This window comes from Streptomyces thermocarboxydus (genome assembly GCF_024760485.1).
In the GTDB taxonomy this organism is placed as follows: domain Bacteria; phylum Actinomycetota; class Actinomycetes; order Streptomycetales; family Streptomycetaceae; genus Streptomyces; species Streptomyces cellulosae.
Genome location: NZ_CP058273.1, coordinates 1,379,288 through 1,403,754 on the forward strand (window position 1 = coordinate 1,379,288; position 24,467 = coordinate 1,403,754).

The following is a 24,467-nucleotide window of genomic DNA, read 5'->3' on the forward strand; positions in this document are numbered from 1 at the left end:
CCGGGCACAGAAGCGACGCGGCCCGCCGACGCGCTGTCAGGCACGGAGACGACACGGACCGCCGAAGCACCGGCCTCCGCGAAGGCGCCGGCGGCCTTGACGGTGCCTTCGGCCGCTGAGGCACCGTCGGCCGCAGAGGCACCGACGGACGTAGAGCCACCGACGGCCGCAGGGCCACCGTCAGCCGCAGAGGTGCCGAGGGCCACGGAGGCGACGGCGGCCGCGGCGGCCCCGCGGACGGCGTCCCCCGCCGAACGCGTCGACGCCCTCCGTCGGTTCGCCGCCGCCGTCCGCCGTGGCCGGGGGCTGCATGTCGCGTCGTGCGCCGTGCTGCTGGCCGTGGCGATGACCGCCGGGGCCGTCGCCGTGGGCGGTGACGGGCAGGACGCGGCACGGGCCCTGCCCGGAGTGTCCCGGGCGGTGAACGCGGACGTACTGGTCCGGGGGGACCTGGATACGGCGATCCGGTCGTTGCAGGAACACGTGCGCCGGCAGCCACGGGACTCCGGGGCCTGGGCCACCCTCGGGCTCGCGCAGGTCGAGCGGGCGCGGACCGACGGGGACCCCTCCCGCTACGACCAGGCCGAACGCGCCCTCGCCCGGTCCCTCGCCCTGCGTCCCGGCAACGACCAGGCGCTCGCCGGACAGGCCGCCCTCGCCGCCGCGCGCCACCACTTCGCCGCCGCGCTGGACCACGCCGACCGCGCCCTGGAGCGGAACCCGTACAGCGAACGCGCCCTCTGCTCCCGGATCGACGCCCTGGTCGAGCTCGGCCGGTACGCGGAAGCCGCGGAGGCGGCCACCCTCGCCGACCGCAGGCGTCCGGGCGTCCCGGTGTTCACGCGGTACGCCTACGTCCACGAGCTGCGCGGCGACGTGCGCACCGCCCGCCGGGTGCTGCACCAGGCCCTCGCCAGTGCGGCCGGCCCGGCCGACGTGGCGTACGTGGCGACCGCGCTCGGCAACCTCGAACGCGGCCGGGGCCGTTACGGCACCGCCCTGCGCCACTACGCCCGCGCGCTCGCCGCGGACGACACCTACCTCCCCGCCCTGGAGGGCCGGGCCCGCGCCCAGGCGGCGGACGGCGACCGCGCGGGCGCGATCGTGACGCTGGAGCAGGTCGTCGCCCGCTCCCCGCTGCCCGGCCCGCTGGTCGCCCTCGGCGAGCTGTACGAGGACCGGGACGCCCCCGGCGACCGTGCGAAGGCCCGCGAGCAGTACGCCCTCGTCGACGCCTGGACCGCGCTGGCCCGGGCCGGCGGCGTGGACGTGGACCTCGACACCGCGCTCGCCGCGGCCGACCACGGGGACACCGCCGAGGCGCTCCGCGCGGCCCGCGCCGAGTGGGGCCGGCGGCGGACCGTGCACACGGCGGACGCACTCGCCTGGGCCCTGCACCGGGCGGGCCGTTCCGCGGAGGCCCTGCCGTACGCCCGACGGGCCACGGCCACCGGCTACCGCGACGCCACGTTCCTCTACCACCGGGGCCTGATCGAGAAGGCCGCCGGGCGCGACCGCGCCGCCCGCGCCTCCCTCACCGCCGCCCTGCAGCTGAACCCGGGCTTCTCCCCGCTCGGCGCCCGCGCGGCACGGGCCGCCCTGAAGGACGTGGAGGCGGCACGTTGAACCCCCTCCGTCCCGCCGCGCTCCTCGTCACCGCGACCGCACTCGCTGTGGTCCCGGTCGCGGAGGCGAGCGCGCACCCGCTCGGCAACTTCACCGTCAACCGGTACGACGGCCTGGTGGCGGCGCCCGGCGAGCTGCGCGTGCACCACGTCGAGGACCTCGCCGAGATCCCCGCCACCCAGGCCGCACCGGACCTCGCCGGCCTGGGCCGCGCCGCCTGGGCCCGGCAGCGGTGCGCGACGGCCGCCCGGGAGAGCGCGGTCCGGGCCGACCGGCGTCCGGCGCCGCTCACCGTGCGCGCGGCCCGCGTCCAGGTGCGTCCGGGGCAGGCGGGACTGGACACGCTGCGCGTGGAGTGCCGGCTGACCGCGCCCCTCCCCCAGGGCCGCACGGTCGCCGTGGACTTCCGCGCGGCGGGCGACGAGTCCGGTCCCGGCTGGCGGGAGATCACCGCGCAGGGGGACCGTACGACGCTCGCCGAATCGGACGTGCCGGAGGCGTCCCTCTCCGCCCGGCTGACCCGCTACCCGGAGGCCGAGCTCGCGTCCCCGCCCGACGCCCGGACCGCGTCCCTGCGTGTCCGCCCCGGCGGCCCCGCGCTGGCGGCGGGCGGGACGGACGAGGCGGACGCGCCCGCCTCCGCGCTCCTGCCCCCGGGCGCCGACCGCTGGACGCGGGCCCTGGACGACCTGGTCGCCCGGCACGACCTGACCGTCGGGTTCGCCGCGCTCGCCCTGCTGCTCGCGGTGTTCCTCGGCGCGATGCACGCGCTCGCGCCGGGCCACGGCAAGACCCTGATGGCCGCGACCGCGGCGGCGCGCGGCGGCCGGGCGCGGATGCGGGACGTGCTGCCGATGGCCGCCTCCGTCACGGTCACCCACACCCTCGGCGTGCTCGCCCTGGGCCTGCTGGTCACGGCCGGCTCCGCCGCCGCGCCCTCCGTCGTCGCCTGGCTGGGCATCGCCAGCGGCGTCCTGGTCACCCTGGCCGGCGCCCAGCTCGTACGCCGGGCGCTGCGGCAGCGCGGCCGCCCCACGCATCCGCACCCCCACGAGCACGAGCACACCCCCGACCACGGCCACGAGCGCCCGCACGACCATCCCCACCCGCACGACCACGACCACCCGCACCCCCACGACCTCACCCACACCCACACCCACGGCGGCCGTACCCACACCCACACCGCCGCGCCCACGCTGCGCGGCACGGTCCTGCTGGGGTTCGCGGGCGGTCTGGTGCCCAGTCCGTCCGCCGTGGTGGTGCTGGTCGGGGCCGCCGCCCTGGGGCACGCCTGGTTCGGGCTGCTGCTGGTCGTCGCGTACGGCGTGGGCCTGGCGCTCACCCTCACCGCCGCCGGGTACGCGGTGGTGAGGGCGGGCGGGGGCGTGTCGCGGCTGCTCGCCCGGCGCCCGCGCTGGACGAGCGCGCCGTGGGCGGCGCTGGTGCGCCGGAGCGCGCCTCTCGGGTCGGCGTGCGTGGTGCTGGTCCTGGGGGCCGGATTGGTGTTCAGGGGGGCCGCATCCGCACTCGGCTGAGCTACTTTCATGAGGAAAGGGCGAATTCGCCCCGACGCGATGGGGGGCGCCGTGTCCGAAGAACCGGGCGGTGAGCGGGTGATCGCGGGACGCTACCGGCTGCTGTCGCCGCTGGGCGAGGGCGGCATGGGCACCGTGTGGCGGGCCCGGGACGAGGTGCTGCACCGCGAGGTCGCGGTGAAGGAGGTCCGCGCCCCGGCGGGGCTGCCGGCGTCCGACGTGGAGCGGATGTACGCACGCCTGGAGCGGGAGGCGTGGGCGGCGGCCCGTATCGCCGACCGCAATGTGGTGACGGTGTACGACGTGGCCACGGAGGACGGGCGGCCGTGGATCGTGATGGAGCTGGTGCGCGGTCTGTCGCTGGCGGAGGTGCTGGACGCGGAGGGCCCGATGGCCCCGCAGCGGGCCGCGCGGATCGGCGCCGAGGTGCTGGGCGCGCTGCGCTCCGCCCACGCGGCCGGGGTGCTGCACCGGGACGTGAAGCCCGCCAACGTGCTGATCGCGAACGACGGCCGGGTGGTGCTCACCGACTTCGGGATCGCCACGGTGGAGGGCAGTTCGGCGCTGACGATGACCGGGGAGGTCGTCGGCTCGCCCGAGTTCCTGGCGCCGGAGCGGGCGTTGGGCCGGACCCCCGGTCCGGAGTCGGACCTGTGGTCGCTGGGCGTGCTGCTGTACGCGGCGGTCGAGGGCCACTCCCCGTTCCGGCAGGACACGCCGCTGTCCACGCTGCGGGCGATCGTGGACGAGGAGCTGCCGCCGCCGCGCCGGGCGGGCCCGCTCGCGCCGGTGATCGAGGGGCTGCTGCGCAAGGACCCGGCCGAACGGCTGTCCGCGGACCGCGTGTCGGAGGACCTGCGCGTGGTCGCCGCCGGGGGCGCACCGGGCGCGGACCCGGCGCCTACGGCCTCCGCGTACGCGCCCACGGTGGCCGCGGTCCCCGTGCCGCCGCCGACCGGCCCGTACCAGCCGCCCGTGACCGCCCGTCAGCCGCCCGGCGGAGCGCCCACCGCCCCCACGGCGACGACCCCGCCCCCGCGCGGCCGGAGCGGCGCCGCGCTGCTGATCGCGGGGCTGGTGCTGCTGGCGCTCGCGCTGGCCGGGCTGACGTACGCGCTGCTGAACCGGGACGGCGGTGAGCCGGAGGCGGGGAACGGCGGGGCGAGCTCCCCGGCCACGACGGGCGACAAGGGCGCCGGAGGGGCGGCGGAGACGGAGGACGCCCCGTCAGGTTCCCCCTCGGCGACGGACGGCGCGACCGAGGACGAGGGCGACGACGGCGGGCACGAGGAGCAGCCACCCGCGCTCACCGTGACGGTCACGGTGACCGGCACGCACACGGAGTACTCCGGCGCCTGCCCGCCCGCGCACGACGAGGCGCCCTCGTTCACGGCGACGTTCACGGTGAACCGGCTGCCGGCCGAGGTGCGCTACCGCTGGGCGGCCGAGGACGGCTCGGCGGCGGACCGGAGCTGGCGCACCCTGTCGTTCCCCGCGGACGGCGGCCGGACCAGGCAGGACACGGTGGCGGTGACGACGTACTCGGAGAGCGGGGAGCTGCACGGCCGGATCGGTGTGGAGGTGCGGGAGCCGGTGCGCGCGACGTCGGAGACCGTGCCGTTCTCCGTGGTGTGCGAGACGGAGACCCCGTCGGGCGGGGCCTCCGCTTCCGCTTCCGGTGCGGACCGGGACGGCTACTGAACCACGGGGGTCAGGCCGCCGAGTTGAACACCGGGAGGTAGCCGCCCGACTGCCCGGCGGCCTTCGGGTGGTACGAGTTGCCGATGTTCAGCCAGTCCACGCTGTGCAGCCAGGCGTCGCCGGAGCAGAGCTCGTGGCCGGTGAACGTGGTGCGGACGTCGCCGAACGTGTAGCCGTACGCGCGGGCGCGTGCGGCGGTGACGTTGTTCAGGAGGTCGGCGGCGTCGTTGATGGCCTTCCGCTTGGTCTCGGAGAGGCCGATGCAGGTGGTGCCGAGCCGGTAGAAGCGGGGGTAGCCGAGCACCACGACACGGGCGTTGGGCGCCCGGTCCCGGATCGCCGTGTAGACGCCGTCGAGCCTGCCGGGCAGCGTCGAGTCGACGAAGGCCCGGGCGGTGGCGATGCGGGAGAGGCAGGAGCTGTCGGACTGGAGCACACAGGTCGTCATGACGTCGGAGAACCCGGCGTCGTTGCCGCCGATGCTGATGGAGACGAGGGCGGTGCTCGCGGAGAGCGGGCCGAGCTGCCCGGAGAGAACATCACCCGTACGGGCGCCCGAGCAGGCCGTGAAGGAGAAGGACGAGGGTGAGTTCGCGGCCGCCCAGAGGTACGGGTAGGCCTTCGTGCTGCGCTTGCAGTCGCCGCTGGAGGAGATGTAGCTGCCGGCGCCGACACCCGAGGAGTAGGAGTCGCCCAGGGCCACGTACGGGCCGGGAGCCGCCTGTGAGGACGCGTGCGCCGCGGTCGCCCCGGTGAGGGCGGCGGTGACGGCGAGGACCAGGGTGGTGAGGAAGAGGACAAGTCGGGAACGTCTCATGGAACCTCCCTTTAGCAGGATCTCTGCCTCAACCGTCGTACCAACTACGCATGTTGAGCGGAAGTGTTCATGTCAAAACTATTACCGTTGAGTACCGGACAAAATCCTGGACGGTACGACTTTCCGACACTTCACGCGGAGAACCGGACAGGGGAGCGACGCGACGCGCGCGGGCGCACCCGGCAAATCGGGTGCACGGGGGGCTCGCGTGACCGATCATGGGCGGCATGTCCGCGCACCCGCACGACGCCCTGCCGATCCGGCTCAACGTCGACGACAACGACTCCCCGTCCGACGTCGTCGACGCGCTGTTCCTCGGCCGCTTCGCGACGGGCGAGCAGCCCTACTCGCACGCCGTCAACATCGAGCGCGTCCGCTCCGGTGCGACGCTCCTGCCCGCGGACGCGCGGGTGCTGCGGCTCGCCAAGGACGACGACCGCAGCGCCACCCTGGCCGAGGGGGACGGCTGGACGCTGCTGATCTCCCGCTGGAGCCGGGGCGCCGACGTCACGGTGACCGCGACCAGCGCCGACCTGGCGAAGCGGATCCTGGAGGAGGCCACCGACGGCGCGGCCGACGAGCCCGAACCGCAGCCGGAGAACGTCACCATGGGGTTCTGGTACGTCTCCCCGCGGCGCGGCCCGCACCGCACCACCCGGCAGATCACGGCCGGCACCTGGGAGGAGATCCGCCCCAACTACACCGCCCCGGTCGCGGACGCGATGGACCGTCTGATGAAGACCACCCCCGAGGACATCTCGGGGCGGCTGCTCCTGCTGCACGGCCCGCCGGGCACCGGCAAGACCTCCGCGCTGCGCACGCTCGCCCGGTCCTGGCGCGACTGGTGCCAGGTCGACTGCGTCCTCGACCCCGAGCGGCTCTTCTCCGACGTCGGCTATCTGATGGACATCGCGATCGGCGAGGAGGACGCGTCCGGCAAGAACCGCTGGCGGCTGCTGCTCCTGGAGGACTGCGACGAACTGATCCGCGGCGAGGCCAAGCACACGGCCGGCCAGGCGCTGTCGCGGCTGCTGAACCTCACCGACGGCCTGCTCGGCCAGGGGCGCAACGTCCTGGTGGGCGTCACCACCAACGAGGACCTGGAGCGGCTGCACCCCGCCGTGGTGCGTCCGGGCCGCTGCCTGGCGCGGATCGAGGTGGGGCCGCTGACCCGCACGGAGGCGGTGAACTGGCTGGGCCGCGAGGAGGGCGTCGGACGCGAGGGCGCCACCCTGGCCGAGCTGTACGCCCTGCGCCGGGGCACCTCCCCGACCTCTCTGCCGGAGCCGCGCGGCGACGCGGACGCGGGCCTGTACCTGTAGAGGCCGGGAGAGCCGCATGCCGCTGCTGGTCGGGACCTCGGGATGGCAGTACAAGGACTGGCGCGGCGTGCTGTACCCGCCCGGCCTTCCGGTACGGCTGTGGCTGGAGGAGTACGCGGCCGCCTTCCCCACCGTCGAGGTGAACAACGCGTTCTACCGGCTCCCCTCCCGGGAGACCTTCGCGTCCTGGCGGGAGCGCACCCCGCCGGGGTTCGTCGCCGCGGTCAAGGCGAGCCGGTACCTGACGCACGTCAAGCGGCTGCGGGATCCCGAGGAGCCGGTGGAGCGCCTGATGAGCCGCGCCACCGCCCTCGGCGACCGCCTGGGCCCGGTCCTCCTCCAGCTCCCGCCGACCCTCCAGGCCGACCCCGCCCTCCTGGACGCCTGCCTGCGCTGCTTCCCGGAGTCCACCCGGGTGGCCGTCGAACCCCGCCACCCGTCCTGGTGGACCCCGGACGTCCGCGCGGTCCTGGAGTCACGCGGCGCGGCCCTCTGCTGGGCGGACATCCTCTCCCGCCCGGTCACCCCCCTGTGGCGCACCACGGACTGGGGCTACGTCCGCTTCCACCAGGGCAGAGCCCGCCCCTGGCCCAACTACGGCCGCCAGTCCCTCCACACCTGGCTGCACCGCATCACCACGACCTGGCCCCAAGAGGCGGACGTCTACGCCTACTTCAACAACGACCCGAACGCGGCAGCGGTCCACAACGCCAGAACACTGACCCACATGTGGAACCTGGAAAGGGGGCGCACCCAACGCCCTCAGGGGCGCGGGGAACTGCGCGACCAGCCAAAACGAACCCGCAGTGGACACTGAACGTCACTCAAAAACCGCCCGTAGGGCGTCCCGCACCGCGTCCAACGCAACCTCTTCCCCCACCCCCAGCCGCCGAGCCCGCTCCGCGAAAGCCGCCGCCGCCGCGGCAACCTCCTTCTCCGCCGCCGACCCGGCGGCAGCGACCACCGTTCCGTTGCGCCCCCGCGTCTCGATCACCCCGTCCGCCTCCAGCGCCCGGTACGCCTTGGCGACCGTGTTCGCCGCGAGGCCCAGCGTCTCGGCCAGCCCCCGCACGGTCGGCAGCCGGTACCCCACCGGCAGTTCCCCCGACCGCGCCTGCTCGGCGATCTGCGCCCGCACCTGCTCGTACGGCGGTGTCGTTCCGTCCTCGATGTGGATCCGTACAGTCACGCGGCGATTCTCGCGCACCCCCGGCCCTCGGGCCGCATTCCCGCCTCCGGAAAAATGGGAGGCACCCCGCCGCACCACCTCGTAGCGTGCCCTCACATGACAGTGACCGTCCGCGACCTGCGCCCCGACGCCCCCGCCGACCTGGAGGGTTTCGCCCGCGTACGCCACGCGGCCCTGCCGTTCATCCTGGTCACCCCCGAGTCCCTGGCCCACGACCTCACCGAGATGCATCCCGACGCGCACTACCGCCCGTTCGTGGCGGTGGACGACGACGGGGAGGTGATCGGCACGGCCCAGGTGCACCTGGCGCACGACAGCGCCGTGCCCGGTCAGGGCAACGTCAACATCTACGTGCACCCCCGGCACACACGCCGGGGCGCGGGGACGCTGCTGCTGCGCGCCGCCGAGGAGCATCTGACCGCGCACGGGGCGACCCGGCTGCTGGCCTGGGTGCTGGACGAGCCCGGCAACCGCGCCTTCGCCGAGCGGCACGGCTTCCGGGCGAGCCGCTCCGCGCACTTCCTCCGTCTGGACCTGGCGCACCGCGAACTGCCCCCGCTGCAGGGCCCGCCGCCCGGGGTGGAGCTGCGTCCGGGGTCCGCGTACGCTGACGACCCGCGCCCGCTGTTCGAGCTGGACGCGGAGACCACGGCGGACGAACCGAGCGACGTGGACTTCGAGTTCACCGACTACGAGGCGTGGCTCAGGGAGACCTGGCAGCACCCGCTGTTCGACGCGGAGCTGACCACGGTGGCCGTGGCCGACGGCCGGCCGGCGGCGTTCACGGCGGCCCGCACGGACGGCGCCACGCGCTACGCGACGGGCATGACCGGCACGGCCCGCGCCTTCCGCGGCCGGGGCCTGGCGAAGCTCGCGAAGAACGACTCGCTGCACCGGGCCCGCGCGGCCGGGTACACGGAGGCCTTCACGGGCAACGACACCGGGAACGAGCCGATGATCGCGATCAACAAGTGGTTCGGCTACGAGCTGTGCGGGACGGAGGTACGGTATGTCCGCGAACTCGGCTGACGGACCGGCGACGGTCGAGGTGGTCCTGGTCAAGGCGGGCCGCACGAAGATCAGTTACCCGGCGGAGCTGCTCGCCGACGACGGCACCCGGGTGAGCGTGCGCGCCCCCTGGGCGGGCGAGGGCGTACGGGACTTCGGCTTCGTGCGGTTCGAGCCCGGGGACGTCTTCACGGAGCACTACTGGCGGGACCGCTGGTACTCCGTGAAGGAGGTGCGCGCCTCCGGGGGCGCGCTCAAGGGCCACTACTGCGACATCACCCGTCCGGCCGAGCTGTCCGGGGGCCGCCTGGTCGTGGAGGACCTCGACCTGGACCTGTGGGTCTCCGCCGACGGCACGGACGTACGACGGCTGGACGAGGACGAGTTCGCGGCGAGCGGGCTGTCAGGCCGGGACCCCGAGGCGGCGGCGGCCGCGGTGGCCGCCCTCGACGAGCTGGACGCCCTGGCCCGCGGGGCGGGCCTGGGCACCCTGCTCGACTGAGAGGCGCCCTTCGGCGACCTGGGTTCACTCCCGCAAGGCCACCACCGCGTACCGCTCGTCGTCGACCTCCCGTCCCCACAGCTCCGGGTCGCCGGACAGCCGCTCCACGCGCACCTGGGCGGTGAGCGGGGCGAGGAGGGCGGTGAGCAGGTCCGCGGATATGCCGACCGGGCTCTCCGTGCCCCACACGCCCTCGACCAGCACCAGCCGTCCGCCCGGCCGCAGCAGGTCGCGCCAGCGGCGCAGCACCCGGTCCGGCTCGGGCAGCGTCCACAGCACGTGCCGGACGAGGACGGCGTCGTACCGCTCGCCGTCGACCGGCGGGTGGGCCGCGTCGCCGGTGAGGAACACCGCGTGCCGCCCGGCGAGCTTCTGCCGGGCCAGCTCCACCATGGCCAGGGACCGGTCCACGCCGGTGACCCGGTGGCCCTGCTCGGCGGCGAGGAGGGAGAGGCTGCCGGTGCCGCAGCCGAGGTCGAGGACGTCGCCGGGCCGGCCGGGCAGCCAGTCCTTCAGCCGCGCGGCCCAGGCGGCGCGCACGCCGGGGTCACGCAGGCCGTGGTCCGGCTCCTCGTCGAAGGTGGCCGCCCGCGCGTCCCAGTAGGCGCCGCTCGCGTCCGTCCCGTCACCGTGCTGTGTGGTCATGGGCTCAGGGTGACACCTGCCACTGACAATCGATTCGTGACCGGGGCCACAGACACGAGGGGACGGATGAGGAACTCTCCCCCGGAAGGTTCACCGCCGTGGGAACGGGTGACCCGGTGGGCCTTCGAGGAGGCAGCCATGCGCCGCGTCACCGTGCAGAAGCCCTCGAGGAGGACGGACGCCCGACGGGTCCGTGAGGAGGCCGAGGAGCGCCCCGCGGAGCGCCCCGAGGTCCGCGAGGACATCGCCCGCACCTGGTGGCCCGACGGCTGAACGCCCCGCGCGGGGCTCAGCCCAGCCGCTTGCGGTAGTGGATCCGGTCGTACGGGCCGGTCACCCGGCGCTCGACGGTCTCGTAGCCGAGCCTGGGGTAGATCTTCTGGTTCTCCCACATCATGGCGTTCGTGAACAGCCGGATCTCGGGCAGTCCGAGCTCCCGCGCCCGGTCCTCCGCGAACTCCAGCAGCAGCCGTCCCAGCCCGGCGCCCTGCGCGTCGGGGTGGACGGCGACGGTGTCCAGATACAGGTGGTCCGCGCGCGGCTCCAGCACGACGAGGCCGGCCACGCGCGCGGTCCCGGCCCCACCGTCGTCGTGCAGTTCCGCCACGAACACCCGGCCCTCGGCCACGTTCGCCGCGTGGTCCGCCTCCATGGGCACCGGGACCACGCCGATGCGGGCGACGTAGGGCCGGAAGGCCGCGTCGACCACCGCCCTCACGTCCGGTACGTCGGCGTCGACGGCCGCCCTGATCCGCGCGTTCGTCATGCGCGCACGCTCCCTACCTGATCCCAGTCCGAACGCTCCCTTAAAGCGACCATAAGGATCTCCCCGCACCGCCCTCACCGGGCGATTTCCGGCTTTCCCGGGGCTAGGTTCTGAGCCACCCCCACGGGATCCCCCCGGGGTCTCCCCCATGAGATCCGTTGTTCGTCGAGGAGTTGCTGCCCCATGTCCGCACGCCGCAAGGCCGCTGTCGCCGCCATAGCTCTCGGCCCGCTCGCCGTCACCGGACTGTCCGCCGCCCCGGCGGCCGCCCACGGTTCGATGGGCGACCCGGTCAGCCGGGTCTTCCAGTGCTTCGGCGAGGGGCCGGAGAGCCCGAAATCGGAGGCGTGCAAGGCGGCCGTCGCGGCCGGCGGCACCCAGGCGCTGTACGACTGGAACGGCGTCCGCATCGGTGACGCGGGCGGCCGCCACCAGGAGCTGATCCCGGACGGCAAGCTGTGCAGCGCCGGCAACGAGGCGTTCAAGGGTCTCGACCTGGCGCGCGCCGACTGGCCGGCGACGAGCGTGTCCGGCGGCGAGCACACCTTCAAGTACCGGGTGACGGCCCCGCACAAGGGCACCTTCACGGTGTACATCACCAAGCCCGGCTACGACCCGTCCCAGCCGCTGGCCTGGGACGACCTGGACCTGGCCAACCCGGTGGCGACCGCCACCGACCCGGCCGCGGCCGACGGCTTCTACACCTTCTCCGGCACGCTCCCGGAGCGCTCCGGCCAGCAGCTGCTGTACGCGATCTGGCAGCGGTCGGACAGCCCGGAGGCCTTCTACTCCTGCTCGGACGTCACCTTCGGCGGCGCGCAGGCGGGCGGCGGGACGAAGGACGACGGCGGCGAGACGGACAAGGGCGAGGACGCCACCACCGACGAGAGCCCGAAGGAGGCGCCCGCCCCGGCGCCGTCCGCCTCCGCCCCGTCCCAGGAGCAGATCGAGGCCGGCGCCGGGAAGTCGACGGTCGAGAACCACGGGCACGGTGACGACGACCCCGCGACCACGGCCGACCCGGTCGCGGCGGACACGGGCAACCAGGTGAAGGCGGCCGGCGGCACGCAGGACCTGGCGGAGACCGGCGGCGACGACAGCACGCCGTACCTGATGGTCGGCGGCGCCGCGGCGCTGGCCCTCGGCTCGGCCGCGTTGTTCGCCTCCGCGCGGCGGCGCACGGCGACCGGACGCCACGGGCGCTGAACCGGCGGCGGGTCCCTGTCCGGCGGCTCAGGCCGGACAGGGACCCGCTGCTTCTCACTTTCCGATGACACGTGTCAGCTGAACACCGAGGCGCAGGTGGTGCGTTGCGCGTGGTCCGGGTCGAGGGCGTTCGCCACCTCGTGGAAGGCGATCCGGTCGAGCAGAGCGATGGCCAGGTGCTCGGACAGGTCGACCGCGCAGAGGTCCTGGAGGACGACGTTGCGGACGTTCGGCCCGGTCAGGAAGGCGCTGCGGTACGGGGTGACGACCTCGTCGTACTTGGTGGCGATGACGGTGTAGCGGACGCCGGGGACGGTGTCGCCGCCCGCGTTGAGCTTGGTGAGGAAGGCGGAGCCGGCGATCTGGTCGGCGAGGGCGGGGGTGGCCGCGCTCAGCAGGTCCTCGGCGCCGGGGAAGTACGGCAGCAGCGCGGTGAGACCGCCGAGTGTGGTGCCGTGGTTGCTGGGGGCGATGCCGATCAGGGCGTTCACCTCGGCGGCGCCGCCGAGGAACTTGAGGTAGTAGCGGGGCATCATGCCGCCCTGGGAGTGGCCGACGATGTCGACCTTCGCGGCGCCGGTCGCGGCGCGCACCCGGTCGACGTAGGCGTCGAGCTGTTCGGCGGACTTGTCGACGGGACCGAGGCCGTGGAAGAGCGGGACGCCGGGGAGCTGGCCGTAGTCCAGGGAGAAGACGCAGTAGCCGCGGCTCTTCAAGTAGGGCGCGAGGCCCAGCCAGTTGTCGACGGAGTTGCCGAAGGTGCCGTGGACCAGGACGACGGGTCGGGGGTGGGCGGCGGAGGGCTTGCAGGCGAAGTCGTTCCAGCCGGAGCTGGGTGCGGCGGCGGCCTGCGCGCCCGAGGCGGCGGGGACGGTGACGGCGACCGCGGCCAGCAGGAACGCGGCCAGCGGTCTGATCACCCGCTTCCAGGGCAGCATCGTGTGATCTCCTTGCGGCTCAAGGGGAAGGGTGGGGTCCTACGCCCTGTGATCCGGATCACGGGATGCTGTTCACTCATCAAGTTACGGGCGAGTAGGGAAAGCCGGGAAGTTACGGGTCGGTAAAAAATTCCGACGATGACCCGCGACCACTCGCCGGGACCTGATAAGGGCTCGCCAAGCGGGACGAATCGCCCCGTTGGGCGCGATGCGCAGCAATTGCGCTCCCAGCGCCCGCACTTCGGACTCCCCGAGCGTCTCGCTCCAGACATGCACGGCCTCCGCCGCCCCCTCGGCCGCCCGGTACAGGCCCGCCCCGCCTCGGTGAGCACGACCAGCCGCGCCCGCGCGTCCGCGGGGTGCGGGCGGCGCTCGGCGTACCCCTTGCGCACCAGCTCGTCGACGGTCACCCCGAGATGGGCCGCGAGGTGGTGACGGTCGCGCCGTCCGGGGCGAGCCGGGTGAAGGCGAAGCCGTGCGCGGGCCGCAGCCCCTCGAACCCCCGGGCGACGACGCCCTCATGGATACGCCGGGTCAGCTCGCCCGCGACGGCGAGCACGGCGGCGGACAGGGCCATGGCCTCGGAGTTCTCCACGAGCTGCTGATCACGCTCGACGGCACCCCGCACCGCGTCGGCGCGGGCGACGCCGTCGGCGTGCACCCCGGCTCTACGCTCGCCGTCGAGAACCCGGGCGACGGGACGGCCGTCACCTGGGTCACCACCTCCCCCGGCCTGGAGGCGACCCTCGACGACGGCACGCGCATCGCGCCGCCGTGGACCCGGTGACCGAAGGGGACCTACGCCGCCAGCGACCCCGGCATCAGCGCACGCGGGCCGAACTTGGCCCGTACGCGGTCCGCGACCTCCTCGATGCGGCGCACCTTCTCGTCCACGGGGTCGAAGGTGAGCTGGTGGGCGGCCTGTTCGGCGGGGTCGAGGCCCTCCGCGCGGAGGGCGACCGCGCGTACCCGGGCGCGCTGCAGACCGAGCGCCTCGTACAGCCCGTACGCCGTCCTGGTGAGCGCGGGCGAGTGCGCGGTCGGTTCGGGGAGGGTGCGGGTGCGGGTGGTGGCGGACCGGTCGGCGTAGCGGACGGTGAGGGTGAGGCCGCGGCAGACCTTGTCCAGGGCGCGCAGCCGGGCGCCCAGTTCCTCGGCGGCCGAGAGCAGGGCGCGCCGGTGCCGGCCGGGGTCCAGTTCGTCGCGGGTGAAGGGGCGTTCGGCGGCCAGGGAGCGGGACACCGCGTTGGGGACGACCCGGCCGCGGTCGACGCCGTTGGCCTTCTCGTGCAGCTCGCGTCCGGCGCGGGCGCCCACCAGCCGCTGGAGCGTGGACAGCGGGGCGGCGGCGACCCGGCCGAGGGTGTCCAGGCCGTACTCGCACAGGGTGCGGGCGGTCCTGGCGCCCACGCCGGGCAGCGCGACGACGGGCTGCCCGGCGAGGAACTCCCGTACCTCGTCCGCGTCCACCGCGCGGGTCCGCCCCGGCCGGGCCTCCCGCAGCGCCATCCGGGCCGTCATCGGTCCGGGCCCCGCGCCGATCACGCAGTCGACGCCGTGCAGGGCGAGGGCGCGCACCCGGATCACCGAGGCCAGTTCCAGCGCGGTGCGCCCGAAGTACCGTTCGGCGCCGCGCAGATCGGCCAGCGCGCCGTCCGGCGGCAGGGCCTGCACGACGGGGGTGAACTCCTCCAGCAGGCCGAGCAGCCCCGGCAGGGCCGCCTCGTACATCGGCGGCAGCTGGAAACGTACGCAGAGAATGGTCATCCCGCACTCCCCGGACTCTGGTGCCACAACTTCCTTCCCACCGCGGGCCCTTCGCCCGCGGGGCGCAGATCGGCCCAGGGGTGCATCTCGTACCCCGTGGGCATGCGGATCGTCCGCTCCTCCATCGGATCGCGGGCGGCCGAGCCGGCCGGCGCGGGCAGCCCGTCCGAACCGGCCAGCCGCCTGCGGGCCGGCGCGTCGCCGTCGTCGGCGGCCCCGGAGCCGTTGCCCGCCGGGGCGGCGAGCCGCGCGGCGACCCCCTCCAGGCCCTCCTCCTGGCGGACCTCCAGCAGGTCGGCGAGGTTCCAGGCGGCGGAGCCGACCACGCTGAAGCTGCGCGGGCCGCGCCGCTGCACCACCCCGCGCACCAGCAGCAGCCAGGAGTGGAAGACGGTGTGGGCGCAGGTGTCGTGCGAGTCGTCGAAGAAGGCGAGGTCGACCAGGCCCGTGCCGTCGTCCAGGGTGGAGAAGATGACCCGCCTGCCGGAGCGGATGGGCGGGGTCTGGGTGGCCGCCTTGGCGCCCGCGACCAGCACCGTCTCCCCGTGCCGCACCTCGCGCAGCCGCCGCGCGGAGACCACGCCCAGCTCCTTGAGGAAGTCGCCGTGGTCGTCCATCAGATGGCGGGAGGCGTCCATGGAGAGCACGCCCAGCTCGGCGCTGAGCTTCTCCGGCTCGGTGAGATCGGGCAGCCCGGCCGGGGCGGTCCGCCGGCCCCCGGACAGCGGGAGCTGGTCTCCGCGCCCGCCGCGGGCGCCGCGGTGCAGTTCGGTCAGGTGCAGTTGCAGGTCGCGGCGGTTGGCGCCGAACGCGTCGAGCGCGCCGACCTGGGCGAGGCGCCCGGCGAGCGGACGGCTGGGCCGGGCCCGCTCCCAGAAGTCGAGCAGCGAGGAGTACGGCTGGCCCTCGGCGATCCGCTCCGCCTCGGCCTCGCTGATGCCGTGCACGTCGGACAGCGCCAGGCGCAGGCCCCACACCTTCGGCCCCGGCTCCCCTGATTCAGACATCAGTTCGATCCTGTGTGCGACCCCCGACTTGTTGACGTCCAACGGCAGTACCGGCACCCCCCGTCGTCGCGCGTCCGCCAGCAGCAGCCGCTTCGGATACATCCCGGGGTCGTGGGTGAGCAGCCCGGCGTAGAAGGCGGCCGGATGGTGCGCCTTCAGCCACGCCGACTGGTACGTCGGCACGGCGAAGGCGACCGCGTGCGCCTTGCAGAAGCCGTAGGAGCCGAAGGCCTCGACGATCTCCCAGGTCCGCTGAATCGTTTCCGCGTCGTAGCCCCGGTCCGCCGCGTGCTGGGCGAACCACACCTTGATCCGCCCCTGCGACTCCGGGTCGGACAGCCCGCGCCGCACCCGGTCCGCCTCGCCGCGCCCGCAGCCGGTCATCACCGAGACGATGTCGATGACCTGCTCGTGGAAGACCACGACGCCGTACGTCCCCTTCAGCGCCTCCTCCAGGTCCGGGTGCGGGTAGCGCACCGGCGCCCGCCCGTGCCGGGCCTCGATGAACGGCCGCACCATGTCGGCGGCGACCGGTCCCGGCCGGAACAGCGAGATGTCCACGACCAGGTCGTGGAAGGTCGACGGCTGAAGCCGCCCCACCAGGTCCCGCTGGCCCGGGGACTCGATCTGGAAGCAGCCGAGCGTCTCGGTCGACCGGATCAGCGCGTACGTCGCCGGATCGCCCTCCGGCACCGCGTCCAGGTCGATCCGCTCCCCCGTCGCCCGCTCCACCTCGCCGACCGCGTGCGCCATCGCCGACTGCATCCGCACACCCAGCACGTCCAGCTTGAGCAGCCCCAGGTCCTCCACGTCGTCCTTGTCGAACTGCGCCATCGGGAAGCCCTCCCCGCTGGTCGGCATGACCGGTGTGCGGGAGAGCAGGGAGGCGTCGGACAGCAGCACCCCGCAGGGATGCATGGCGACACCGCGCGGCAGCGCGTCGAGTGCCTCGACCAGCTCCCAGAGCCTGCCGTACTTCTCCTTCTCCCCCGCCAGCTGCCGCAGTTCGGGCAGCTCCTCGAGCGCCGCGCGGGCGTCGCGGGCGCGGATGTGCGGGAAGGACTTGGCGACCCGGTCGATCTCGGCCGGGTCCATGGACAGCGCCGCGCCCACGTCCCGGATGGCGTGGCGCACCCGGTAGGTCTCCGGCATGGCGACCGTGGCGACCCGCTCGGCGCCGAACCGGCCGATGATCGCGCGGTAGACCTCGAGCCGGCGGGCGGACTCCACGTCGATGTCGATGTCCGGCAGCACCACCCGCTCCTTGGACAGGAAGCGCTCCATCAGCAGCCCGTGCTCGACCGGGTCGGCGTGCGCGATGCCCAGCAGATGGTTGACCAGGGAGCCCGCGCCGGAGCCCCGCGCGGCGACCCGGATGCCCATGTCCCGCACGTCGTCGACCACCTGGGCGACAGTGAGGAAGTAGGAGGCGAAGCCGTGGTGGGCGATGATGTCCAGCTCGTGGTGCATCCGCTCCCAGTACTCCCGGCGGCGGTCGTAGCCGCGCAGCACCATGCCCGCCGCCGCACGGGAGGCCAGCGCCCGCTGGGCGGTGCGGCGGCCCGCGCCGACGAGGTGCGGCTCGGGGAAGTGGACGCTGCCCATGCCGAGGTCGTCCTCGGGGTCGACCAGGCACTCGGCGGCCGTGGCCTGCGTCTGGTCGAGCAGCCGCAGGGCGGTGTCGCGGCGGAATCCGGCGGCCTCCACGATCCGCTCGGCCGTCTCCAGCATGGCGCCCCGGTCCTTCAGCCAGGCCTCGCCGGAGTCCAGCCCTTTGGCCGGGTCGACCGGGACCAGCCGGCGGGCCGCGTCCAGGACGTCGGCGACCGGGCCGAGGCCGGGGTCGGCGTATCGGACGGCGTTGCTGAGCACGGGCCGCACCCGCTGCTCGGCGGCGAAGCCCAGGGTGCGGGCGGCCAGCCGCAGCGAGCCGGGGCCGGTGCCGGTGCGCCCGTGCCAGACGGCCTCCAGACGCAGCGCGTCGCCGTACACCTCGCGCCAGGGGGCGAGCAGCCGGGCGGCGCGGTCGGGGCGTCCCGCGGCGAGGGCGCGGCCGACGTCGGAGTCGGGGCCGAGCAGGACGGTCAGTCCGCCGGCGTGGTTGTCCTCCCAGGCGAGCCGGGGCAGGCCGTCGGCGGTGTGGGCGGCGGAGACCAGCCGGCACAGGTCGGCCCAGCCGCGGGCGCCGTCCCGGGCGAGGAAGGTCACACGCGGTGTCGACTCGTCGATGAAGGCGCCTCCGCGCACCGGGGTGCGGCGCCGGTCCCGCCGTACGGAGCTGTCGCCGGGGGCGGAGGCGGCGGCCGGGGGCGTCACCGCGAGCTCCGCGCCGAACAGCGGGCGGACGCCGGCCTTGGCGCAGGCCTTGGCGAAGCGGACGGACCCGGCGAGGGTGTCGCGGTCGGTGAGGGCGAGGGCGTCCATGCCCCGCTCGGAGGCGCGCTCGGCCAGCCGTTCCGGGTGGGAGGCGCCGTAGCGCAGGGAGAACCCGGAGACGGTGTGCAGATGCGTGAAACCCGGCACACGCACCTCCCGCACTCGTGAGTCCCGACCGTCTATCGAACAACTGTTCCCAGTCACCTCACCCCCACCATAGACCAATTTTCGAATGAGTGTGCGACATCCGTTCGGCCCTCCCCCACCTGCGCAAACACCCGCTCCCCCGGACCGTGGGGACATGACACAGAGCACCGTCCCCGGGGCCCGCCCGCACTCGTTCCCCGGCGAGGTGCGCGACGCCGTGACCCCGCGGGCCACCCTGCTGGTGCTCGGCGTGATCGCGCTGATGCTGCTGTTCATCACCTCGTACGTGGGCGCCCTGCACCACCCCGCCCTGCGCGACGCGTCCGTCGGGGTCGTCGCGCCCCCGTCCGTGGCGAAGGAGACGGTGGCCCGGCTGAAGGAGCTGCCGGGCTCTCCGCTGGACCCGCGGACGGTGCCGGACGAGGCGGCCGCCCGCCGGCAGATCGAGGACCGGGACGTCGACGGGGCCCTGGTGGTCGACCCCGAGGGGACCACCGACACCCTGCTGGTCGCCACCGGCGGCGGCACCTCGCTGGCCACCGCCCTGGAACGGCTCTTCACCGAGGTGGAGCGGGACCAGGGGCGCACCCTGCGGGTCGAGGACGTCGCCCCGGCCTCCGCCCAGGACGCCAACGGGCTGTCGTCGTTCTACGTGGTGGTCGGCTGGTGCGTGGGCGGCTATCTGTGCGCGTCGATCCTGGCGATCAGCGCGGGCGCGCGGGCGTCCACCCCGCGCCGGGCGGTGATCCGGCTCGGCGCCATGGCCGTGGTCGCGGTGCTCGGCGGGCTCGGCGGCGCACTGATCGTCGGCCCCGCCCTGGACGCGCTGCCGGGCGGGTTCGCGGGGCTGTGGGGGCTGGGCGCGCTGATCATCTTCGCGGTGGGCGCCGCCACGCTCGCGCTGCAGGCCGTCCTCGGGGTCCTCGGGATCGGCGTGGCGATCCTGCTCGTGGTGATCCTGGGCAACCCGAGCGCGGGCGGGGCGCTGCCGGCGCCGCTGCTGCCGCCGTTCTGGGCGGCGATCGGACCCGCGCTGCCGCCGGGCGCGGGCACCTGGGCGGCCCGCTCGATCGTGTACTTCCGGGGCAACGCCGTGACCGGCCCGCTGCTGGTGCTGTCCGCCTGGGCCGTGGCGGGGGCCGCCGTCACCGTGCTGATGTCGGCGCTGCGCCGGCGCCCGGAACCGGAGCGTGCCGCATAGCGCCCGCCGCACGCGGACGTCCCGCCCCTCCGCACGGAAGGGACGGGACGCCGTGGAGCCCGAGCGGACTCAGCCGATCTGCGTACCGGTGGCCGACAGGGCCTCGGTGACGGGCTGGAAGAAGGTCGTGCCGCCCGAGGTGCAGTCGCCGCTGCCGCCGGAGGTCAGGCCGACCGCCTTGTCGCCCGAGAAGAGCGAGCCGCCGCTGTCGCCGGGCTCGGCGCACACGTCGGTCTGGATCAGACCGTTGACGATGTCGCCGTTGCCGTAGTTCACGGTGGCGTCCAGACCGGTGACCGTGCCGGAGTGGACCTGGGTGGTGGAGCCGCTGCGGGTCACCTGCATGCCCACGGTCGCCTCGGCGGCGCCGGAGATCGACTGCGAGGAGCCGTTGTAGAGGTTCACCTGGCTCGGGTGCGCCACGTCCGCCGTGTACTTGACCAGGCCGTAGTCGTCGCCCGGGAAGCTGGACGCGGCGTTCGTGCCGATGACGTTGCCCGAGGAGTCCGACCAGGTCGAGATGGACTCGGTGCAGTGGCCCGCGGTGAGGAAGTGCGGCTCGCCGCCCTTGGTCACGTTGAAGCCCAGCGAGCAGCGCCCGCCGCCGCCGGTGATGGCGTCACCGCCGGCGATGAAGGGCTTGAACTCGCTCTGGGTGCGCTTGAGCTCCACCGTGGTGCCGAGCCCCTCGGCGACCTCGGTCAGCTTGGCCCACTCGGCCTTGGAGACCGTGCGGTCCGCCGTGACGACGACCTTGTTGGAGACCGGGTCGGTCACCCAGGACGTGCCCGGGATGGTGGCGTCCTGCTGGAGCGTGGTGCGCGCGCTCTTCAGCTCGGCGAGCGAGTTCGCCACGACTCTGGCCTTCGCGCCGGCCGACTCGACGGCCTCGGCCGCGGTCTCGTCGAGCACGTTCACCACGAGGCTCTTGCTCTTCGCGTCGTAGTACGTTCCCGCCGCGTCGGCGCCCAGGTCCTGGAGCAGCGTCGAGGCGAGATTTCCGGCCGCCTGGACCGAGAGGGTGCGGGGCGCGGCGTCGGCCGGAACCTCGCTGGCGTTCGCAGTCTGGAAGGTGACCGCGCCCGCGGCCAGTGCGGCGATGCCCGCACCCGCCATGACGGCACGGCGCCTGGATATGCGTCGGTGCTTCAACTCACGTCCTCCTGTGGGGGGACGGCCCGGAGGGGTTGTGGGGACTCCGCCGGACCGGAAGGCGTACGGCCACGGGGGTGGAGCACAGCAAAAGCCACGCCCGCGCCGGTTGAACGCCGCCTACTCTTCCGAACGTCACTGGGAGCACACAAGGTCGACTTCAGGACGCGCGTACGACAAGCGCCGTGCGCCCCCTATGTCCTGACAGTTCATGGAGACGCGGGACGGTTCATACTGCAAACGTCACACGGGGGTTACCGGGGGCACGTACCGCCCATTCGGTCGGTGGCTGAAAATCGCCCCTCCACGGCGAGATTCGTCCGGTCCGGAACAGGGACGAGCCCCCGCACGCGGGTCGCGTGCGGGGGCTCGTGGAGGCTGTCGGCTCCTCAGGAGCCGTACAGAACCGGCCGCGCCGGCGGGGCGTCCTAGTAGACGCTGACCCCGTAGGCGCTCAGGGCCTCGGTCACCGGCTGGAAGAAGGTCGTGCCGCCGGAGGTGCAGTCACCGCTGCCGCCGGAGGTCAGACCGTACGCGGTGCCGTTGCTGCCGTAGAGCGAGCCGCCGGAGTCGCCGGGCTCGGCGCAGACCGTGGTCTGGATGAGACCGTAGACGATGTCTCCGCCGCCGTAGTTGACGGTCGCGTTGAGGGCGGTCACCCGGCCGCTGTGCGTGCCCGTGGTGGAGCCGTCACGGATGACGGTGGTGCCCACGCTCGGGGTGGCCGCGCGGGTGATGTCCACGCCGTTCGCGGTGCCGGGCCGGCTGACGGAGCCGGTGTACCGGACGATGCCGTAGTCGTTGCCCGGGAAGCTGGATCCGGCCGTCGTGCCGATGGCCGTCGTGCGGGCGGAGTTGGAGTACCAGGTGCCCGCGCCGTCGGTGCAGTGACCGGCGGTCAGGAAGTACTCGGTGCCGCTGCTGCTGCGGACGTTGAAGCCGAGGGAGCAGCGCCAGCTGCTCGCGTAGATGGCGTCACCGCCCTGGATGAGCTTGGTGAACTTGCCCGGGGTGCGCTTGACGGTGATCGCCTCGGCGTTCTCCCCGGCCTGCTGCTTGATCTTGTTGATCTCGGCCTGGGAGACGGTGCTGTCGACGGTCACGACGACCCGGTTGGTCTTGCTGTCGACGGCCCAGGCGGTGCCGGGGACGTCGGCCTTCAGCACCGAGTTGCTCGCGCTCTTGAGCGCGGAGGCGCTGAAGGCTGTGGGGGTGTCGGCCGCGTTCGCGCTGGGGATCGCGATCGCGGCGGCGGCCACGAGGCCGGTGGTGACGGCGATCAGCCGAGTCCGTCTCGAGATGCCGCTCTGGGGGGTGGTGCGCTTGATCCTCACGTTTCGTTCCTCCACAAAGGAAGTTGGGGGCCCTCGTGGGGTTGTGGGCCCGGTGAGGCGCAGTCAGCGGACGGCGGACCGGATTCCGGACCCGTCGTGCCCCTGACAAGCGCTGCGGCGAGTATTCGGCCGACCGACCGTTCGGCGCAAGGGTGCCTTTTGGCCTGGGGATTAGGGACGACTAGTCGACTTACTCCCCTCCCGACCCGGCGTTACCGGTCGTCACACCGGGGTGCCGACCGGTCGAACGGTGATCGGGATGGCTGAATCCCGACCCCTGAGGATCTACGGATGGAACCGCGGGCGCGCTTTTCACGTCCGAGGCCGCCTCAGCAGTCGCAGCCGCAGTCGCACCCGCTGCAACAGCAGTCCTCCCCGCAACAGTTGCAGCAGTCGCAGCACTCGCAGCAGTCGCAGTCGCAGTTGCTGAGGCAGCCGTCCTTGCGCTCACGCGTCCACGGGTCCTCGTAGGTCCCGCAGCAGAGCTGACAGGTACAGGCGAGTCCCAGCCATACGGCGCATCCCGCCAGCAGCCCGCGTCGGTCCCGGCGCGGCGGCTCGGGCGGTGTGGGACCGCCCGGCGCACCGGGAGCACCCGGAGGGGCGTACGGATGCGAACCGTGGGCACAGGAGGGCGTACCGAAGGCGCGCCGTACGGAGTTGGGGAGCTCATGCACGAGAAGCCGGTGGGCGAGACCGCCGTCCGTGAACTCGGCCTCGCGCAGCGCCAGCCGGATGCCGTGCACCGCGTCGTCGGCGAGCCGGCGGGCCTCCTCGAGCGAGGTGCCCGTGGCGGTGAGCGGGTTCCAGGCGCCGGAGGCGGCGTCCGCCTCCCGGTCCTCCACCGCGTCCAGCAGATGCGCGAGCCGCCCGAAGAGGCGCCCGGCCTCGGCGAGCGGTGCGGCGTTGTGCGGCCGTCCGGCGAGCACGGCGGTGTGCGCGAAGGCCGCCGCGGTCGCCGTCTCGGTCGGCTCGGTGACCGTCAGGATCGGGGTGCCGGGTCCGGCCAGCGACTCGATGCCGGTCTGCCGGTCCACCGCGTCGACCAGGACCGCCGTGTCGAAGCCGACGTCGGAGCCGGTCCGGGCGCCCGCCCGGTCCCAGCTCGCCGCCACCCGGCGCGCGGCGAGCGCCACCGGACGGCGGGCCAGCAGCCCGTCCCCGTCGGCGACATGGTCCCGCACCTTCGCGGAGGCGAGGACGAGCGAGACGGCCGCGGCCAGCCGCGCGCCCTCACCCTGAGCGACGGACGCGGTGCGCATCCCGCGCAGCGGGCAGGGTCCCGCGGTCCGGCGCCCCGAGCCGCTGCCCGGGTCCGCCTGAGCCTCCGTCAGGACGGAGATGAGCAGCCCGTCGTAGTTGGTGACGATGCGTGCGAGCTGCCCGTGGTCACCGCGCAGGGCCAGGCAGAGCCCGCAGAGATGGGCCGTCCACTGGGCGGTGAGCTTCTCACCCAGCCGGTGACGGCACGGCCTGACGATTCCGAACACGGCATCCCCCCGTGCATGTGTACGACGTCCGGCTGCGGCATCGTACCGGCCGCGGCGTTCACCCGGATGCGCCCCTCATCACCCGTACGCCGCGTAGAATCATATTTCACTCACAGTCAGCAGCCGTTTGTGTCACGCCCCTTGGGAAACCAGGACTCTCGACGGATTCGCTGTGCACCAGTACCGTCACAAACCCCCCGCGCGGCGTCTATCCACTTGGCGCAGCCTCCGCATCATGGACGACCATAGGGATGCGGAACGCACGAAAGACCGCTGTGAGAGGAGGCGTCCATGGGATCGGTACGCAAGGCGAGTGCCTGGCTTGGCCTCGTCGACGACAACGAAGACGAGCGTTACTACGACGACGACTACTCCGACGGGACCGAGCCCGGCGAGGCCTGGGTCACCGACCCGCGGGTCAAGGTGGCCGCGGACGCCGCCGAGGAGCGGGGCCGCCGGATCGGCACGGTCACCCCGGACAGCTTCCGGGACGCCCGCGCCATCGGTGAGCTGTTCCGCGAGGGCGTGCCGGTCATCATGAACCTCACGGCCATGGACGCGGCCGACGCCAAGCGCGTCGTCGACTTCGCGGCCGGACTGATCTTCGGCCTGCGCGGCTCCATCGAGCGGGTGTCCAACCGCGTGTTCCTGCTCAGCCCCGCCGACACCGAGGTGGTCAGCGGCGAGCCGGCCGCGCACCGCGCCGACGGTTTCTTCAACCAGAGCTGAGGCGGGGCC

At 73.9% G+C, this 24,467-nt stretch carries 21 protein-coding genes and 2 pseudogenes; 12 read left to right on the forward strand and 11 right to left on the reverse strand.

Annotation, left to right across the window (positions count from 1 at the left end; all coding sequences use genetic code 11):
- Nucleotides 1-192 precede the first annotated feature (192 nt).
- From AY578_RS06495 to AY578_RS06505, 3 genes are read left to right on the forward strand one after another with little or no spacing between them, the layout of a single operon-like run.
- Nucleotides 193-1,626: a tetratricopeptide repeat protein gene (locus AY578_RS06495; protein WP_258902166.1), complete on the forward strand. Its 1,434-nt coding sequence runs from the start codon at nt 193-195 to the stop codon at nt 1,624-1,626.
- Nucleotides 1,623-3,161 carry a HoxN/HupN/NixA family nickel/cobalt transporter gene (locus AY578_RS06500; RefSeq protein ID WP_258902167.1) on the forward strand — a complete coding sequence of 513 codons (1,539 nt, stop codon included), beginning with the start codon at nt 1,623-1,625 and terminating at the stop codon, nt 3,159-3,161. The genes AY578_RS06495 and AY578_RS06500 overlap by 4 nt, the downstream gene beginning before the upstream one ends.
- A gap of 39 nt (nt 3,162-3,200) precedes the next feature.
- Entirely contained in the window at nt 3,201-4,862 is a 1,662-nt protein-coding gene (locus tag AY578_RS06505) for a protein kinase domain-containing protein (protein ID WP_019522777.1), read from the forward strand.
- A 10-nt stretch (nt 4,863-4,872) separates the two neighbouring features.
- Here the strand turns inward: AY578_RS06505 and AY578_RS06510 are convergent, their stop codons facing one another.
- Nucleotides 4,873-5,679, reverse strand: a complete 807-nt coding sequence (locus tag AY578_RS06510) for an SGNH/GDSL hydrolase family protein (protein WP_019522778.1) — start codon at nt 5,677-5,679, stop codon at nt 4,873-4,875.
- 227 nt (nt 5,680-5,906) lie between these two features.
- Between AY578_RS06510 and AY578_RS06515 the strand changes: the two genes are divergently transcribed.
- Both AY578_RS06515 and AY578_RS06520 read left to right on the forward strand, forming a co-directional pair.
- A complete protein-coding gene (locus tag AY578_RS06515; RefSeq protein WP_136237690.1) occupies nt 5,907-7,001 on the forward strand; it encodes a DUF5925 domain-containing protein in 1,095 nt (364 codons plus the stop codon).
- Nucleotides 7,002-7,017: 16 nt separating this feature from the next.
- Complete coding sequence (locus tag AY578_RS06520) at nt 7,018-7,818, forward strand: DUF72 domain-containing protein (RefSeq protein ID WP_258902168.1); 801 nt, start codon at nt 7,018-7,020, stop codon at nt 7,816-7,818.
- 3 nt (nt 7,819-7,821) lie between these two features.
- Here the strand turns inward: AY578_RS06520 and AY578_RS06525 are convergent, their stop codons facing one another.
- A complete protein-coding gene (locus AY578_RS06525; RefSeq protein ID WP_020700014.1) occupies nt 7,822-8,190 on the reverse strand; it encodes a GntR family transcriptional regulator in 369 nt (122 codons plus the stop codon).
- A 96-nt stretch (nt 8,191-8,286) separates the two neighbouring features.
- On the opposite strand from AY578_RS06525, the gene AY578_RS06530 reads away from it, so the two are divergent.
- Together AY578_RS06530 and AY578_RS06535 are read left to right on the forward strand one after the other, a co-directional pair.
- Entirely contained in the window at nt 8,287-9,219 is a 933-nt protein-coding gene (locus AY578_RS06530; protein ID WP_020700015.1) for a GNAT family N-acetyltransferase, read from the forward strand.
- Nucleotides 9,200-9,700: a ribonuclease FAU-1 family protein gene (locus AY578_RS06535; protein ID WP_019522783.1), complete on the forward strand. Its 501-nt coding sequence runs from the start codon at nt 9,200-9,202 to the stop codon at nt 9,698-9,700. Before AY578_RS06530 ends, AY578_RS06535 begins: the two co-directional genes overlap by 20 nt.
- Before the next feature lie 24 nt (nt 9,701-9,724).
- Here AY578_RS06535 and AY578_RS06540 read toward each other — a convergent pair whose 3' ends face one another.
- Complete coding sequence (locus AY578_RS06540; RefSeq protein ID WP_258902169.1) at nt 9,725-10,345, reverse strand: class I SAM-dependent methyltransferase; 621 nt, start codon at nt 10,343-10,345, stop codon at nt 9,725-9,727.
- A 138-nt stretch (nt 10,346-10,483) separates the two neighbouring features.
- Here AY578_RS06540 and AY578_RS06545 point away from each other — a divergent pair, with 138 nt between their 5' ends.
- Nucleotides 10,484-10,618: a hypothetical protein gene (locus AY578_RS06545; protein WP_086020113.1), complete on the forward strand. Its 135-nt coding sequence runs from the start codon at nt 10,484-10,486 to the stop codon at nt 10,616-10,618.
- A gap of 16 nt (nt 10,619-10,634) precedes the next feature.
- Here the strand turns inward: AY578_RS06545 and AY578_RS06550 are convergent, their stop codons facing one another.
- Nucleotides 10,635-11,111 carry a GNAT family N-acetyltransferase gene (locus tag AY578_RS06550; RefSeq protein WP_019522786.1) on the reverse strand — a complete coding sequence of 159 codons (477 nt, stop codon included), beginning with the start codon at nt 11,109-11,111 and terminating at the stop codon, nt 10,635-10,637.
- Nucleotides 11,112-11,294: 183 nt separating this feature from the next.
- Here AY578_RS06550 and AY578_RS06555 point away from each other — a divergent pair, with 183 nt between their 5' ends.
- Entirely contained in the window at nt 11,295-12,317 is a 1,023-nt protein-coding gene (locus tag AY578_RS06555) for a lytic polysaccharide monooxygenase auxiliary activity family 9 protein (RefSeq protein WP_136237694.1), read from the forward strand.
- A 74-nt stretch (nt 12,318-12,391) separates the two neighbouring features.
- Here AY578_RS06555 and AY578_RS06560 read toward each other — a convergent pair whose 3' ends face one another.
- Together AY578_RS06560 and AY578_RS06565 are read right to left on the reverse strand one after the other, a co-directional pair.
- The gene (locus AY578_RS06560; RefSeq protein ID WP_136237695.1) at nt 12,392-13,255 is read right to left on the reverse strand and encodes a lipase family alpha/beta hydrolase; all 864 of its coding nucleotides are present in this window, start codon (nt 13,253-13,255) and stop codon (nt 12,392-12,394) included.
- 177 nt (nt 13,256-13,432) lie between these two features.
- A pseudogene (locus AY578_RS06565) lies at nt 13,433-13,850 on the reverse strand (MarR family winged helix-turn-helix transcriptional regulator); the annotation flags it as partial.
- Here AY578_RS06565 and AY578_RS06570 point away from each other — a divergent pair.
- Nucleotides 13,851-14,042 (forward strand): annotated as a pseudogene (locus AY578_RS06570) (cupin domain-containing protein); the annotation flags it as partial.
- A gap of 11 nt (nt 14,043-14,053) precedes the next feature.
- On the opposite strand, the gene AY578_RS06575 reads toward AY578_RS06570, so the two are convergent.
- Nucleotides 14,054-15,022, reverse strand: coding sequence for a DNA polymerase Y family protein (locus tag AY578_RS06575; protein ID WP_136237696.1), 969 nt, complete (start codon nt 15,020-15,022; stop codon nt 14,054-14,056).
- A complete protein-coding gene (locus AY578_RS06580; protein WP_161108362.1) occupies nt 15,019-18,552 on the reverse strand; it encodes a DNA polymerase III subunit alpha in 3,534 nt (1,177 codons plus the stop codon). Before AY578_RS06580 ends, AY578_RS06575 begins: the two co-directional genes overlap by 4 nt.
- Before the next feature lie 154 nt (nt 18,553-18,706).
- Here AY578_RS06580 and AY578_RS06585 point away from each other — a divergent pair, with 154 nt between their 5' ends.
- Nucleotides 18,707-19,753 carry an ABC transporter permease gene (locus AY578_RS06585; RefSeq protein ID WP_019522792.1) on the forward strand — a complete coding sequence of 349 codons (1,047 nt, stop codon included), beginning with the start codon at nt 18,707-18,709 and terminating at the stop codon, nt 19,751-19,753.
- 69 nt (nt 19,754-19,822) lie between these two features.
- Here AY578_RS06585 and AY578_RS06590 read toward each other — a convergent pair whose 3' ends face one another.
- The 3 genes from AY578_RS06590 to AY578_RS06600 all read right to left on the reverse strand — a co-directional run bounded on the left by AY578_RS06590 (nt 19,823) and on the right by AY578_RS06600 (nt 23,729).
- The gene (locus AY578_RS06590) at nt 19,823-20,905 is read right to left on the reverse strand and encodes a S1 family peptidase (RefSeq protein ID WP_106959519.1); all 1,083 of its coding nucleotides are present in this window, start codon (nt 20,903-20,905) and stop codon (nt 19,823-19,825) included.
- A 428-nt stretch (nt 20,906-21,333) separates the two neighbouring features.
- Complete coding sequence (locus AY578_RS06595) at nt 21,334-22,239, reverse strand: S1 family peptidase (protein ID WP_019522794.1); 906 nt, start codon at nt 22,237-22,239, stop codon at nt 21,334-21,336.
- Between the two features lie 329 nt (nt 22,240-22,568).
- The gene (locus tag AY578_RS06600; protein WP_019522795.1) at nt 22,569-23,729 is read right to left on the reverse strand and encodes a DUF5685 family protein; all 1,161 of its coding nucleotides are present in this window, start codon (nt 23,727-23,729) and stop codon (nt 22,569-22,571) included.
- 291 nt (nt 23,730-24,020) lie between these two features.
- Between AY578_RS06600 and AY578_RS06605 the strand changes: the two genes are divergently transcribed.
- The gene (locus tag AY578_RS06605) at nt 24,021-24,458 is read left to right on the forward strand and encodes a cell division protein SepF (protein ID WP_019522796.1); all 438 of its coding nucleotides are present in this window, start codon (nt 24,021-24,023) and stop codon (nt 24,456-24,458) included.
- The last annotated feature ends 9 nt before the right edge of the window (nt 24,459-24,467 follow it).

What these genes read in the sequence shown, in the direction of transcription:
- AY578_RS06505 (WP_019522777.1), top strand. Translation starts at nt 3,201, where the DNA reads ATGGGGGGCGCCGTGTCCGAAGAACCGGGCGGTGAGCGGGTGATCGCG.
- AY578_RS06510 (WP_019522778.1), bottom strand. Translation starts at nt 5,679, where the DNA reads ATGAGACGTTCCCGACTTGTCCTCTTCCTCACCACCCTGGTCCTCGCC.
- AY578_RS06515 (WP_136237690.1), top strand. Translation starts at nt 5,907, where the DNA reads ATGTCCGCGCACCCGCACGACGCCCTGCCGATCCGGCTCAACGTCGAC.
- AY578_RS06520 (WP_258902168.1), top strand. Translation starts at nt 7,018, where the DNA reads ATGCCGCTGCTGGTCGGGACCTCGGGATGGCAGTACAAGGACTGGCGC.
- AY578_RS06530 (WP_020700015.1), top strand. Translation starts at nt 8,287, where the DNA reads ATGACAGTGACCGTCCGCGACCTGCGCCCCGACGCCCCCGCCGACCTG.
- AY578_RS06535 (WP_019522783.1), top strand. Translation starts at nt 9,200, where the DNA reads ATGTCCGCGAACTCGGCTGACGGACCGGCGACGGTCGAGGTGGTCCTG.
- AY578_RS06540 (WP_258902169.1), bottom strand. Translation starts at nt 10,345, where the DNA reads ATGACCACACAGCACGGTGACGGGACGGACGCGAGCGGCGCCTACTGG.
- AY578_RS06545 (WP_086020113.1), top strand. Translation starts at nt 10,484, where the DNA reads ATGCGCCGCGTCACCGTGCAGAAGCCCTCGAGGAGGACGGACGCCCGA.
- AY578_RS06550 (WP_019522786.1), bottom strand. Translation starts at nt 11,111, where the DNA reads ATGACGAACGCGCGGATCAGGGCGGCCGTCGACGCCGACGTACCGGAC.
- AY578_RS06555 (WP_136237694.1), top strand. Translation starts at nt 11,295, where the DNA reads ATGTCCGCACGCCGCAAGGCCGCTGTCGCCGCCATAGCTCTCGGCCCG.
- AY578_RS06560 (WP_136237695.1), bottom strand. Translation starts at nt 13,255, where the DNA reads ATGCTGCCCTGGAAGCGGGTGATCAGACCGCTGGCCGCGTTCCTGCTG.
- AY578_RS06575 (WP_136237696.1), bottom strand. Translation starts at nt 15,022, where the DNA reads ATGACCATTCTCTGCGTACGTTTCCAGCTGCCGCCGATGTACGAGGCG.
- AY578_RS06585 (WP_019522792.1), top strand. Translation starts at nt 18,707, where the DNA reads ATGACACAGAGCACCGTCCCCGGGGCCCGCCCGCACTCGTTCCCCGGC.
- AY578_RS06605 (WP_019522796.1), top strand. Translation starts at nt 24,021, where the DNA reads ATGGGATCGGTACGCAAGGCGAGTGCCTGGCTTGGCCTCGTCGACGAC.